Below are 13,652 nucleotides of genomic sequence, written 5' to 3' on the forward strand. Positions count from 1 at the left end.
GGGGACTCCTTCTGGCATTGTAGGTGTAGATATGTGTCGATTTGGTGAATATGTTGCAATACGATGAGGCGTGCTGCACAACATTGAATCACCGTAAAACCCTTGTGCTACAACACTTGCAAGACATATGCCCGGTTTCATACGCTCCGTAAGTCACCCTCCGCGCCGCACCGATGTCTTGATTGTTGACAATATACAAACCACTTGCTTTAATGGCAATAAGGATTTTCGATATTGCTTAATCCGTCACAAACGGGAGTCTCCATGTCACGCCAAGTGCCGCTGGCGAGCGAAATCACCATCCTGCAGAGCCAGTCCCTGACCACCCTGGTGCAGCGCGAACTGGAGCTCAGGATCATGTCGGGCGACCTGCCTCCCGGCGCCAAGCTCAATGAGATCGAGGTGGCGGGCCAGCTCAATGTCTCGCGCGGACCGGTGCGGGAGGCCTTCCGGGCGCTGGAGCAGGCCGGCCTGCTGCGCACCGAGAAGAACCGCGGCGTGTTCGTGCGGGCCATCTCGGTGCAGGAAGCCGATGAGATCTATGAACTGCGCGCCGTGCTGGATGAATTCATCGGCCGGCAACTGGCGGCGCGCATCACGCCCGAAGGCCTGCGCGAACTGCGCGCCCTGGTCGAGGCGCTGGACGCAGCCAGCCAGGCGCGCGACGTCGACGAATACACGCGGCTGAACCTGGCATTCCACGACCACATGGTCGAACTGGCCGGCAACCGCAAGCTGCTGGATACCTACCGGCGCCTGGTCAAGGAGCTGACGCTGTTTCGCCGCGAGGCGCTGTCCGGCAACCAGGCTGCCATGCCCGAATCCACCCGCGAGCATCGCGCCATCGTCTCGGCGATTGCCGCGCGCGACGGCGAACTGGCCGCGCGCCTGATGCGCGAGCACGTCGAGCGCGGCCGCGCCCGCATGCATGCCGCCGTGGACCCCGCCAGCGCCGGCAACGGTGCTGCCGCCTGAATCCGACCGAAGCCACCGAAGCTACCGACCCCGATCGTGCCTACGCACAGGAACCCAACCATGCCCGACACCAACGCCCGCACCATTACCGTCAACCAGCGCACCTATCGCTGGATGCAGCAGCCCGTCGTGGTGGTCTGCGTCGACGGCTGCGAGTTCGACTACCTGGAAGCCGCCGCCGCCAGCGGCCGCGCCCCCTACCTGAAGCGGCTGCTGGAAGCCGGCTCCGCCTTCCGCGGCGCCTGCGTGGTGCCGACCTTCACCAATCCCAACAACCTGTCCATCGTCTGCGGCGCGCCGCCGGCGGTGCACGGCATCTGCGGCAACTACTTCTTTGACCGCAGCGCCAACGGCGGGCGCGGCGAGGAAGTGATGATGAACGACCCCAAGTACCTGCGCGCCGGCACCATCCTGGCCGCGTTTGCCGACGCCGGGGCCAGCGTCGCCGTGGTGACCGCCAAGGACAAGCTGCGCCGGCTGCTGGGCCACGGCATGCAGGGCATCTGCTTCTCGTCGGAGAAGGCCGACCAGGCCACGCTGGCGGAGAACGGCATCGACGGCGTGCTGGAGCTGGTCGGCATGCCGGTGCCTGACGTGTACAGCGCCGAGCTGTCTGAGTTCGTCTTCGCCGCCGGCGTGCGCCTGATGGAAACACGCCGCCCGGACCTGATGTACCTGTCCACCACCGACTATATCCAGCACAAGTTCGCACCCGGCTCGGACGGCGCCAACGCCTTCTACGCCATGATGGACAAGTACCTGGCGCGGCTGGACGAGCTGGGCTGCGTGGTCGCGCTGACCGCCGACCACGGTATGAACGCCAAGCACGACGATGCCACCAAGGCGCCTAACGTGATCTACCTGCAGGACCACCTGGACGCCTGGCTGGGCCGCGGCGTGGACGACGGCGGCGCGCGCGTGATCCTGCCGATCACCGACCCCTACGTGGTCCACCATGGCGCGCTCGGGTCCTACGCCACCATCTATCTGCCTGACGATGCCGACCAGGCCGCGATCCGGGCCCGCCTGTCCGACCTGCAGGGCGTGGAGAGCGTGCTGACCAACGCCGAGGCCTGCGCGCGCTTCGAGCTGCCGGCTGACCGCGTCGGCGACCTGGTGGTGACCAGCGACAAGCACGTGGTGCTGGGCACCAGCCGCAGCCGCCACGACCTGTCCGGGCTGGACGCGCCGCTGCGCTCGCACGGCGGCGTGTCGGAGCAGACCGTGCCGCTGGTGTTCAACCGTGCCACTGCCGGCATTCCCGGCAAGCCCCTGCTGCGCAATTTCGACATCTTCGATGTCGCGCTGAACCACCTGCACTGAGTGCATCGCGCTGTATTGACCGGAGGAAATTCATGAACGCCCCCCAATTCCCCGCTGGCGCCGTCAGCCCCCATTTCCGCGCCGAGGCCTTGCGCATCGACGGCCAGAAGATCGTGCGCGAGCGCGTGATCGAAGTGCGCAACCCCTATGACGGCACGCTGGTCGGCACCGTGCCCAAGGCCACGCTGGACGACGTGCGCCGCGCCTTCGAAGTGGGCCAGGCCTACCGCGCCACGCTGACGCGCTACGAGCGCGCCGCCATCCTGAACCGCGCCGCCGCGCTGCTGCGCGAGCGCACCGAGGAGGCGTCTGACCTGATCACGCTGGAATCCGGCCTGTCCAAGAAGGATTCGCTGTATGAGATCGGCCGCGTTGCCGACGTGCTGGGCTTTGCCGCCACCGAGGCGCTGCGCGACGATGGCCAGCTGTTCTCGTGCGACCTGACCCCGCACGGCAAGAAGCGCCGCGTGATGACCCAGCGCGAGCCGCTGCTGGGCGTGATCTGCGCCATCACGCCGTTCAACCACCCGATGAACCAGGTGGCGCACAAGGTGGCGCCGTCGATCGCCACCAACAACCGCATGGTGCTCAAGCCGTCGGAGAAGGTGCCGCTGTCCGCGTTCTACCTGGCCGACCTGCTGTATGAAGCCGGCCTGCCGCCGCAGATGCTGCAGGTGGTCACCGGTGATCCGCGCGAGATCGCCGACGAGCTGATCACGCACCCGGCGGTGGACCTGGTGACCTTTACCGGCGGCGTGGCGATCGGCAAGTACATCGCCAGCAAGGCCGGCTACAAGCGCGTGGTGCTGGAGCTGGGCGGCAACGACCCGCTGATCGTGCTGGACGACGCCGACCTCGACCGCGCCTCGGACCTGGCGGTGCAGGGCTCGTACAAGAACTCGGGCCAGCGCTGCACGGCGGTCAAGCGCATGCTGGTGCATGAAGCCGTGGCCGCGCGCTTTACCGAACTGGTGGTGGAGAAGACCCGCGCGTGGAAGTACGGCGACCCGATGGACCGCGGCGTCGACATGGGCACCGTGATCGATGAGCAGGCCGCGCAGCTGTTCGAGGCGCGCGTCAACGAGGCGGTGGCGCAGGGCGCGCGGCTGCTGGTAGGTAACCAGCGCAACGGCGCCAGCTATTCGCCGACGGTGCTGGACCGCGTGGATCCGTCGATGACTGTGGTGCGCGAGGAAACCTTCGGGCCGGTTTCGCCGATCATCACCTTCCGCGACGTGGACGATGCCATCCGCATCTCCAACGGCACCGCGTTCGGGCTGTCCTCTGGCGTCTGCACCAACCGCATCGAGGATTTCACGAAGATCGCCAATTCGCTGCATGTGGGCACGGTCAACCTGTGGGAAGTGCCGGGCTACCGTATCGAGCTGACGCCGTTCGGGGGGATCAAGGATTCGGGGCTGGGGTACAAGGAGGGCGTGCAGGAGGCGGCCAAGAGCTTTACCAACCTGAAGACGATTACGTTGCCTTGGGGGTGATCGGGGGATTGCGTGCCAGGCAAGCCGGCCCCTGTGCCGGCTTCTGCCTGCATTGCGCTAGAATCGTCGCCCAACGGGCACATTCCCGCCCCATTCCGGAGTCACCGTGCTCGCCGAACAACGGCAGAAATACATCCTCGACCAGCTCTCCGCCACCGGCGCGCTCGCCATCAGCGAACTGGTGACCGAGCTCGACGTCTCGCGCGAGACCATCCGGCGCGACCTCAACGCGCTGGCCGCGCGCGGCCTGCTGGTGCTGACCCACGGCGGCGCGCTGGCCTCGGACCGCACCGAGCCCGATACCCAGACCCGGGCGGCGGTCAATGCCGAGGGCAAGCGCGCCATCGGCGTGCGCGCGGCGGAGCTGGTGCGCGACGGCGCCTCGCTGATCCTGGACTACGGCACCACCACCCACGCGGTCGCGCAGGCGCTGCACGGGCATCACAACCTGCTGGTCTACACCAACGACCTTGCCATCGCCCAGCTGCTGGGCCGGCGCAACGGCAACCGGGTGATCGTGCTGGGTGGCGAGCTGCAGGACAACGAAGACGCCACGCACGGCTGGGACACCATCGAGCAGCTGTCGCGCTACCACACCGACTTTGCCTTTATCGGCATCGGCGGCGTCACGCCGCGCGGCGAGATGTGCGATTTTTCGCGCGCCGCGGCGGAGTTGCGCAGCCGCATGCTGCTGGCTGCCGACATGGCCTGCGTGGTCGCCGACCACACCAAGTTCGGGCGCAATACCGGGGTCACCATCAAGCATTCCGAGCTGGCTGCCTGGCTGATCACCGACATGGCGCCGGAGCCGGAGCTGGGCGCGGCACTCAAGGAGCGGGGCACCAGGCTGCTCATCGCCTGAAGCCGGGAGCCCGCCCCCAAGGACACGGCGCTGTCCGCTGATCGCACGGAATTCCCTGCCTCATGCAAGAAGATGCGCCTTTCACACCGCTGTCACAGGTGTTTTGACTGTCGCGTGCCCCACGCTGGTGCTAAAGTGCTGCGTTGTCGGACATTCACGGCCCGCCGTGAATGTGCAGACAATCGGAGGCCACTCACCTTCCATCGGCGCAACGCCAGACGGCACCGCAGACCGGCATCAAGCCGGCAAGGCTGCCGGATCCAGCCACTCCAGCACAGCAAGAGACATCCGTGAATTCTCCTTCCCTTGACGCATTCCTGGCGGGGGTTGCCCGCCGCGACCCCAATCAACCTGAATTCCTCCAGGCCGTGAAGGAAGTGATGATGACGCTCTGGCCGTTCGTCGAGCGCAATCCGCGCTACGCCGACCAGGCCCTGCTTGAGCGGCTGGTGGAGCCCGAGCGCGTGATCCAGTTCCGCGTGGCCTGGACCGACGACCAGAACCGGGTGCAGGTCAACCGCGCCTTCCGCGTGCAGCACAGTTCGGCCATCGGCCCGTTCAAGGGCGGCATGCGCTTCCACCCGACCGTGAACCTGTCGGTGCTGAAATTCCTGGGCTTCGAGCAGACCTTCAAGAACGCGCTGACCACGCTGCCCATGGGCGGCGGCAAGGGCGGCTCGGACTTCGATCCCAAGGGAAAGTCCGACGGCGAAGTGATGCGCTTCTGCCAGGCGCTGGTGACCGAGCTGTACCGCCACCTGGGCCCGGATACCGACATCCCGGCCGGCGATATCGGCGTGGGTGCGCGTGAGGTCGGCTTCATGGCCGGCATGATGAAGAAGCTGTCGAACCAGTCCGCCTGCGTCTTCACCGGCAAGGGCCTGGCCTATGGCGGCAGCCTGATGCGCCCGGAAGCCACCGGCTACGGCACGGTCTACTTCGCGCAGGAGATGCTGCACCGGCGCGGGCGCGGCTTCGACGGCCTGCGCGTGCTGATCTCCGGCTCGGGCAACGTGGCCCAGTACGCGGCCGAGAAGGCCATCGAGCTGGGCGCCAGGGTGCTGACCCTGTCCGATTCCGGCGGCGTGCTGCACTACCCGCAGGGCATGACCACCGGGCAGCTGGCTGAAGTGATGGCCTTCAAGAATGAAGAGCGTGGCCGCCTGTCCGACTTTGCCGCGCGCCATGGCATGGCCTTCGAGGCCGGCCGCACCCCGTGGCACGTGCCCGCCGACGTGGCGCTGCCCTGCGCCACGCAGAACGAACTGGACGGCAACGACGCCGAGACCCTGCTTGGCAACGGCGTGATCTGCGTGGCCGAAGGCGCCAACATGCCGTCGACGCTGGAAGCGGTGGACCGCTTTGTCGACGCGAAGATCCTGTACGCACCGGGCAAGGCCAGCAACGCCGGCGGCGTGGCCACCTCGGGCCTGGAAATGTCCCAGAACGCGATGCGCCTGTCGTGGCACCACGCCGAGGTCGACGAGAAGCTGCACGCGATCATGAAGGACATCCACCAGAACTGCATTCACCACGGGCAGAAGGCGGGCGGCTATATCAACTATGTGGAAGGCGCGAATATCGCCGGCTTCGTCAAGGTGGCCGACGCCATGCTGGCGCAAGGCGTGATCTGACCCCCAGGGTCACGACAGCCAGCCGGCAAAAAAGGGGCAGCCCTTGCGGGACTGCCCCTTGTGCTCTGCGCCTCAGGCATTGCGGCCTGTCGGCGTGTCCCCCGCTTACTGCTGCGCCGGGAACGTCAGCGCATTGCTCAGGTCGCCCATCGGCTTGGCGTTGTTGAGCACCAGCGAGGCGTCGCGCAGTTTCAGCCCCGGCAGGGTCGGCAGCGCGAAGCGGTGCGTGATGAAACGCAGCACCGAGGCGGTGTCGTACTGGGTGTGGTCGACGTAGCCCTTCTTTGCGTACGGCGATACCACGATCGCCGGGATCCGCGTGCCCGGGCCCCAGCGATCGCCCGCGGGCACTGCCGCATGGTCGTAGAAGCCGCCGTTCTCGTCGTAGGTGACGACGATCAGCATGTCCTTCCATTGCGGGCTCTGCTGCAACTGGGCAATGACGTTGGCAATATGGGCGTCGCCTTCGGCCACGCTGGCATAGCCGGCGTGCTGGTTCAGGTTGCCCTGCGGCTTGTAGAACGTCACGGCGGGCAGCTTGCCGGCTGCGGCATCCTGCAGGAACTGGCTGTCATAGTCCTTCAGGTGCGCGTTGCGGTAATCCGCGTGCGCGACCGGATCGAACGCCGCGTAGTAGTTGAACGGCTGGTGGTGCGGCTGGAAGTTGGGTGTGGTGTTGTTGTAGATGCCGGTCGGGTCCTGCGCCACCTTGGACCAGGCGCCGGCGTACCAGGCCCAGCTGATGCCGCGCGCGTCGAGCAGGTCGGCGATGGTGGTCTGGCTCAGCACCGGCATTGTGCTGCTGTTGGCCGGGTCGGCGAACAGCTTGGTGGTGTCGGTGGTAGCGGGCTTGTTGCCGCTCGGCTGGTAAGCCGGCTGCATGGTGTTGACCGCGTAGAACATGCCGGCGGCGTCCTTGGGCGTGAGCGCGCCGTCATTCAGGTACGTCGGCGCACCGTTGAGCACCGATGACGGGTTGCTGGTGCCCGGGGTAAGGCGCACGAAGTTGCCGCCCGCGTCCACATCGATGGCGGAGATCTTGCCCTTGGCCACCGAGGTGTCGGCGTTGGGATACTGCGGCGCGCAGGCGCAAACCAGGTACTGGTGGTTCAGGAACGAGCCGCCGAACGCGCCCATGTAGAAGTTGTCGGCCAGCACGTACTGCTGGGCGATCTTCCACATGGCCATGCCGCTGCCATCGTAGTAGCCCATCGACAGGCCGCCGGCATCGGAGTAGGCGGCGTACTTGTCGTTCTTGCCGCGATTGATCTGCATCTGGTTGTTATAGAAGCGATGCACCAGGTCACGCGTGATGACCGACTGCGACACCACCACGCCAGTGCCGTTGACACCGGCCGGGTCGTCGATGCGGAACGGCTTGTTGGCCCAGTTCGTGGTGCTGGACTGCGGCAGCGTAACGGTCTGGCCGGCCGCGGTCAGGCCGCCCCAGGTAGGTGGCAGCACGGGAAGCGTGGAGCCGTCGAAGTCCTTCTGCGGCTCGGCCTTGCCGGTCGAGGCCGGGTTCACGCCCGGGACGCCGTTGGCGCCGGGGAACAGGCCGTAGAGGTTGTCAAAGCCGCGGTTTTCGGCGTAGATCACGACCACGGTCTTGATCTTTTGCAGCGCCAGGCGCTTGGCCACGCGTTCGCGCATGCCCTGGTTGATATCGCCGCCGTCGGCCACCGTGTCAGCGATGAGGTCGATGGCCTGCTCGATTTCGGCCTGCAGCGAGGCCTTGACCTTGCTGTCGCCTTCCTTGTTGTGGTCGGTCAGCAGCTTCTCGGCGGGCACGCCGAGGCGGGCGGCCACCTGGGACCTGGCGTCATCCAGGCTGCTGCCGTTGCCTTCCATGAGCGCGACCAGTTCGGTGGAAATGGCGCTGACAATGCCGTTGGCGCTTGCCGGGGCCCGGAACACCAGCGGGCGCGTCACGGCGTTGCGTACGCCGCCGTCTTCATTACGGAAGGCGTCCGTGCCGATCTCTGCCACCACTGCGCCCAGGCCGGGCAGCGTGAATGCGCCCTGCGCGTTGGTGAAGGCACTGGCTTCGCCGCTGTCGCACTTGCCATTGTTGTTGGCATCCAGGCAGACGCGGGCGTGTTCGAAATAGCTGCCGGTGACCACACCGGAAGTGCTGGCGGACGGCGCGGAGTCGCTGCCTCCGCAGGCAGTCACGCCCAAGGCAGTCAACACCGCCAGGGACAACGGTCGGAATACTTGGCTCATATCGATCCCTATTTGTTGGTTGGGGACATTGTTCTGAGATGCCGCGGGAGTCTCGCGCCGCTCTGTTTCAGCTTGATGACCGGCGTGGCTCGCATGAAGGCCAAAGATGAGGGTCCGGATCGCGCGACGGCAATCCGGGTGCGTCACGGAACTGTCATGAATCCTTGCTAGGCTCGCCGCTCATCTGATGCCCGGGTCGTGTTTCTGCCCCCGGTCTCGCGCATTTGCCTGCTCTGCTGCTGCCGCTCGCTCCGCCTCCCTCCCGTCATGCTGCCAATTCCGTCGCTGTTGAAAGCCCCGATGCCCTCGTTGCAGGCGTGCGGCCGCGCGGCCGCGGGGATGTTGCTGATATTGTCGGTTGGGGTGCTAGGGGCGTGCGGCAGGGAGCAGGCGCACGCCGTGCAGGGCACGGCTGAGGCTTCCACGGTGGCCGCAGCCGCGAGCCAGCCTGTGCCGGCCTCTGCAGGTGCCTTCTACACCATGCTCGCCACGCGCAGGCCATCGGTACCGGCCATGAACGCACTGGGCAAGGCACTGTTCTTCGATCAGTCGTTGTCCGCATCGGGGCAGCTTTCCTGCGCCAGCTGCCATAGCCCCGAGCATGCCTACGGGCCAGCCAACGACCTGTCCGTGCAACTGGGCGGCGCCGACATGCGGCGCACCGGCGTGCGCGCCGCGCCTTCATTGCGCTACGTGCAGAACGTGCCGCCGTTTACCGAGCATTTCCACGAGAACGACGGCAACGACAGCGAAGACCAGGGTCCCGCGGGGGGGCACAACTGGGACGGCAGGGCGTCCTCCACCCATGAGCAGGCGCGCATTCCGCTGCTGTCGGCGCACGAGATGGCCAACCAGGATCCGGCGGCCGTGGTGGCGCGCGTGCGCGCGGGACGTCACGCGCAGACGTTCCGCGAAGTGTTCGGGCCGGACATTCTCGACCGCGACGACACGGCCTTCCAGGCCGTGCTGATGGTGCTGGAGGTGTTCCAGGAAACGCCGGCTGAGTTCTACCCCTATACCAGCAAGTACGATGCCGTGCTGCGCGGACAGGCGAAACTCAGCCCGCAGGAGGCGCGCGGGCTGAAGTTGTTCAACGATCCCGCCAAGGGAAACTGTGCCGCGTGCCATCCCAGCGCAATCAGCGCCGACGGCGTGTTTCCGGCGTTCAGTGACTTCGGATTCATCGCGCTTGGCGTGCCGCGCAACCGCAAACTGGCCGGCAACGGCGACCCTGCATTCTTCGACCTGGGGTTGTGCGGCCCCGACCGCACCGACCTGCGCAGGCACGAAGCATACTGCGGCCTGTTCCGTACGCCCTCACTGCGCAATGTGGCGACGCGCAAGGCCTTCTTCCACAACGGCGTGCTCCACTCGCTGGACGAAGTGATGCACTTCTACGCCGAACGCGACACCCGCCCGGGCAAGTGGTATCCGCGCAAGCCGGACGGCGGCGTGGACAAGTTCGACGACCTGCCCGAGCGCTATCGCGGCAACGTCAATATGGAGCCGCCCTTCGGCGGCCGTCCGGGCGGCCGGGCCGCGCTGACGGCTGGCGAAATCCGCGACGTGGTCGCGTTCCTGAGCACGCTGACTGACGGGTATCGCGCGTCGGCGGCGCGCTGACTGGGGCTCCGGCTGTATTGGGGGACTGTCACGTTAGCGCGCTGTCCGATTCCGGCGGCGTGCCGCACTACCCGCAAGGCATGACCACCTGGCAGCTGGCCGTGATGGCCTTTAGGAATGAAGAGCGTGGCCGCCTGTCCGACTTTGCCGCCCGCCATGGCATGACCGGATTTACCTGGAAGCCTGGCGTCATGGCAATAGTCTGACCATATCAGTCAAGCTCATCCCTGTAATAGTAGTTCGGGTTGTCTTGTTGAAATCTGAAGTTGAGCAGGCTTAACCATATGGACATGAGTGGCGCAATGAATGCGCCATACAGGGTTGATATCCATCCGCCTGGAAATGCGCTCGCGAGAACAAAGTAGTTCGCCCCAAACAAAGGTAGCGCAAGGAGCGCGGTCCTGAGGTAGTACTTGCAATAGACAAACGGAAACAGCAGGAGTCTTGGGATGAGGTAGAGATAGGCAAAGCAGAGATAGATGGCCTTGAGCCTTTGATGATCGGTGATCTCGAAGTCCATGGCGAATCCCGTTTCGCGCGTGCGGCCATGAGAGTAAGTCACGAGGGTCGGGGTATTACGTGCCAGGCGTTCCGGATCCGCCAGGCGCCACTGCACAGGCTCGCTAGCGCAACAACGGCGGGTGTTCCAGGTACGACTTGCATCGGTTGCTCTCCTTCAAATTGGGGGTCACTACTCACTGCAAACGCTCCCTTTCTGGCATAGCGTCCAGCTTCACTACCGTGCCGAGCGTTATCTGTACACCGCCGCGACCGCTGACATTGGCGTTGCCGCTTAGTGAAATGGTGGTCCGGTCACTGGCAACCGATCCTTCGGTTGCATCCATTTCGGTGGCTGAAAGATGATTGATGTATCGTCCTGAGACCGTATCCGCGCGTTCGATTTCTTCAAACGTTACTGCCTTGGCCCACGCGCCGAAGCTCACGCCAGCCAGCGCAAGCGCGACAGTAGTTTTACGTAAGTGTTGCATTGGTTCGTCTCCTGGATGTCGACGGCGGCTACTGCAGAGATCCCTGGGCGCCTTCCGGGCAAGCTCACGCGGGCGCATCGTTCAGATGAAAATCGTTCTCATTGCCGTCGATGAGCTGCAGGTTAGCCATGCCAGCCGGTTTGCAGAGGCGGTCATTTCGGCAAATCCATGCAGCCTTTGCCGATTCCATACGGCGAGATGTCTTCAGCGCGCGGAGGATCTTCGCGTTTGCCAGGCCCGCGGCTATGATTCGCAATTCAATGATTGCCGCCGGAGCTTGCCTATGACCCCCTTTGCCGCCATGCCCGCCTGGTTTGCCTGGGCGCTGATGTCCGCTGTCTTTGCCGCCTTCACGGCGATCTTTGCCAAGGTCGGCCTGGCCGGCATCGATCCGGATATGGCGACGCTGGTGCGCGTGGTCATCATCACCGGAGTGCTGGCGGTGTTCGTGGCGGTGACGGGCAAGTGGGGAAACCCGGCCATGTTCACGCCGCGGAACTGGATCTTCCTGACCCTGTCCGCGCTGGCGACCGGTGCTTCCTGGGTGTGCTACTTCCGCGCGTTGCAGATTGGCGATGCTTCGAAGGTGGCACCGGTGGACAAGTTCAGCCTGGTGCTGGTGGCGGTGTTCGCGGTGCTGTTCCTGGGCGAGCGGCCCGCCCCGCGCGAGTGGCTGGGCATTGGGCTGGTGGCGGCCGGGGTCATGGTGCTGAGTCTGCGGCGCTAGGGCCAGGTGCCTCGCCGTCGGGGGCCGGCCCGTTGCGCTCCCGTGCCAGGTAGGCGTGCAGTGCGGCCTGCTTGGACGGGTAGAACAGGATGCCGGTGCTTGCCGGCGGCACGCCGCGGCGCTCCAGCCAGGAGGTCAGCTGCGCGGTGCGTCCGGCGATTGCCAGTTGGGTACCCCGCGCCGACAGCTGCGCCTGCAGGTCGCGCATCATGGTGGCGCCGGTCAGGTCGACGTGCGCGATGGAGATGGCATCGATGACGACCCAGCGCGCCTCTCGCAGCGCGGTCAGCGCCAGGATGCGCTGGCGCAGGAAGTCCGCGTTGAAGAACGTCAGCGGCGATTCGAAGCGGTAGATCAGCAGGCCCGGCAAGGGCTGGGCCTCGGGGTAGTGGGCCAGTTCGTAGAAACCATCGTGGCCTTGCCACAAGCCCAGTTGCTGCTCGCCGGGGCGGGCCATCTGCGCCAGGAAGCGCAGCAGCGCAATGGCCACGGCCAGCAGGATGCCCGACATCACCCCCAGCAGCACCACGCCCGCCACCGTCACCAGCGCAATGCCGTGTTCGGCGCGGCTGTAGCGGCGCAGCGCCATCAGGCCGCCAAAGTCGAACAGGCTGAACGCCGAGGCAATCAGGATCGCGCCCAGCGCGGCCGTGGGCAGCGCCGCCAGCAGGTCGGTCAGGAACAGCAGCACCAGCAGCACCGTCACCGCACCCACTACCGACACCATGCGCGTGCGCCCGCCGGCGGCCTCGTTGATGGCGGTGCGCGAGCTCGATCCGCTCACGGCAAAGCCCTGGCTCAGCGCGCTGGCGATGCTGGCCGCGCCGATGCCGATGAACTCCTGGTTGGCGTCGATGGCGTAGCCATTGCGCGCGGCAAAGCTGCGGCTGGTCAGCATGCCGCTGCTGAGCGACACCAGTGCCAGCGCGGCCGCGGCCGGTACCAGCGTGCCGAACAGCTCGTGCGGCATCGACGGCGCGATCAGCCGCGGCAGCCCGGCCGGCACCGGGCCCACCACCAGGACGCCGAGGCCCTGCAGGCCCAGCATCCAGCTGACAAAGGTGGCGAAGGCCAGCGCGAACATCGCGCCCGGCGCGCGCGGCTGCCACGCGCGCGCGCCAAAGTAGACTGCCAGCGTCAGCGCGCCCAGCGCCGCCGTGGGCCAGTGGATCGCGCCCAGCTGCACGAGGAACGACTCCGCCTGGCCGATCACGTCGCGGCCCGCCAGCGTCAGTCCGGTGATCTTGCCGATCTGGCTGAAGGCGATATTGATGGCCACGCCGTTGAGCAGGCCGGCAAGGATCGGCAGGGACAGGAAATCGGCCAGGAAGCCCAGCCGGAACTTGCCGGCCAGCACGCAGAAGACGCCGGTCAGCAGCGTCAGGGTCACCGACAGCGCGCGGTAGGCCTCGCTGTCGGGCAGCGCCAGCGGCGACAGCGTGGCGGCGATCATCGCGCAGGTGGCGGCGTCGGGCCCGACAATCAGCTGGCGTGACGAGCCGAACAGCGCATAGGCCAGCATCGGCAGGACCACGCTGTACAGGCCGACCACCGGGCTGAAGCCGCCCAGCTGGGCATAGGCCACGCTGATGGGCAGGCTGACCGCGGCCACCGATACGCCGGCCTGCAGGTCCACCATGAAATCCCTGCGGCGGTAGTGCAGCAGCTCGGCGGCGCCGGGCATCAGGCGGGTCAGGGCGTGGTGCAGCATGGCGGGGTGGGGAATGTGCTCAGCGATGGCTTGCCTGGCCGGGAAATGCGGCTACGATGGCGGTGATCCCGAATCGTTCATCCATA

At 66.1% G+C, this 13,652-nt stretch carries 12 protein-coding genes; 8 read left to right on the plus strand and 4 right to left on the minus strand.

All coding sequences use genetic code 11. The features are described from left to right. The first annotated feature begins 264 nt into the window (after positions 1–264). The 5 genes from ACZ5MJ_RS28880 (at position 265) to gdhA (ending at position 6,290) form a co-directional block, all read left to right on the plus strand. A complete protein-coding gene (locus ACZ5MJ_RS28880) occupies positions 265–975 on the plus strand; it encodes a phosphonate utilization associated transcriptional regulator (protein WP_464224368.1) in 711 nt (236 codons plus the stop codon). 60 nt (positions 976–1,035) lie between these two features. Then, positions 1,036–2,298 carry a phosphonoacetate hydrolase gene (gene phnA / locus ACZ5MJ_RS28885; protein ID WP_464224369.1) on the plus strand — a complete coding sequence of 421 codons (1,263 nt, stop codon included), beginning with the start codon at positions 1,036–1,038 and terminating at the stop codon, positions 2,296–2,298. A gap of 32 nt (positions 2,299–2,330) precedes the next feature. Next, a complete protein-coding gene (gene phnY, locus ACZ5MJ_RS28890) occupies positions 2,331–3,794 on the plus strand; it encodes a phosphonoacetaldehyde dehydrogenase (protein ID WP_464224370.1) in 1,464 nt (487 codons plus the stop codon). Positions 3,795–3,900: 106 nt separating this feature from the next. After that, positions 3,901–4,656, plus strand: a complete 756-nt coding sequence (locus tag ACZ5MJ_RS28895; protein ID WP_464224371.1) for a DeoR/GlpR family DNA-binding transcription regulator — start codon at positions 3,901–3,903, stop codon at positions 4,654–4,656. A gap of 290 nt (positions 4,657–4,946) precedes the next feature. Beyond that, the gene (gene gdhA / locus ACZ5MJ_RS28900) at positions 4,947–6,290 is read left to right on the plus strand and encodes an NADP-specific glutamate dehydrogenase (protein ID WP_464224372.1); all 1,344 of its coding nucleotides are present in this window, start codon (positions 4,947–4,949) and stop codon (positions 6,288–6,290) included. A gap of 105 nt (positions 6,291–6,395) precedes the next feature. Here the strand turns inward: gdhA and acpA are convergent, their stop codons facing one another. Beyond that, positions 6,396–8,516 (minus strand): acid phosphatase, encoded by a 2,121-nt coding sequence (gene acpA, locus ACZ5MJ_RS28905; protein WP_464224373.1) that lies wholly within the window; start codon positions 8,514–8,516, stop codon positions 6,396–6,398. A 300-nt stretch (positions 8,517–8,816) separates the two neighbouring features. On the opposite strand from acpA, the gene ACZ5MJ_RS28910 reads away from it, so the two are divergent. Both ACZ5MJ_RS28910 and ACZ5MJ_RS28915 read left to right on the plus strand, forming a co-directional pair. Continuing rightward, the gene (locus tag ACZ5MJ_RS28910) at positions 8,817–10,139 is read left to right on the plus strand and encodes a cytochrome-c peroxidase (RefSeq protein WP_464224374.1); all 1,323 of its coding nucleotides are present in this window, start codon (positions 8,817–8,819) and stop codon (positions 10,137–10,139) included. Positions 10,140–10,219: 80 nt separating this feature from the next. Next, entirely contained in the window at positions 10,220–10,345 is a 126-nt protein-coding gene (locus tag ACZ5MJ_RS28915; protein WP_464224375.1) for a hypothetical protein, read from the plus strand. A gap of 5 nt (positions 10,346–10,350) precedes the next feature. On the opposite strand, the gene ACZ5MJ_RS28920 is transcribed toward ACZ5MJ_RS28915, so the two are convergent. Together ACZ5MJ_RS28920 and ACZ5MJ_RS28925 are read right to left on the minus strand one after the other, a co-directional pair. Then, positions 10,351–10,659, minus strand: coding sequence for a hypothetical protein (locus tag ACZ5MJ_RS28920; protein ID WP_464224376.1), 309 nt, complete (start codon positions 10,657–10,659; stop codon positions 10,351–10,353). 175 nt (positions 10,660–10,834) lie between these two features. Next, positions 10,835–11,128, minus strand: coding sequence for a hypothetical protein (locus tag ACZ5MJ_RS28925; protein WP_464224377.1), 294 nt, complete (start codon positions 11,126–11,128; stop codon positions 10,835–10,837). Positions 11,129–11,411: 283 nt separating this feature from the next. On the opposite strand from ACZ5MJ_RS28925, the gene ACZ5MJ_RS28930 reads away from it, so the two are divergent. Beyond that, entirely contained in the window at positions 11,412–11,855 is a 444-nt protein-coding gene (locus ACZ5MJ_RS28930; RefSeq protein ID WP_464224378.1) for an EamA family transporter, read from the plus strand. Here ACZ5MJ_RS28930 and ACZ5MJ_RS28935 read toward each other — a convergent pair. Continuing rightward, complete coding sequence (locus ACZ5MJ_RS28935; RefSeq protein WP_464224380.1) at positions 11,830–13,566, minus strand: SulP family inorganic anion transporter; 1,737 nt, start codon at positions 13,564–13,566, stop codon at positions 11,830–11,832. The two genes, ACZ5MJ_RS28930 and ACZ5MJ_RS28935, sit on opposite strands and share 26 nt — an antisense overlap. Positions 13,567–13,652: the final 86 nt, after the last annotated feature.

This window comes from Cupriavidus sp. LA-1, assembly GCF_055385985.1.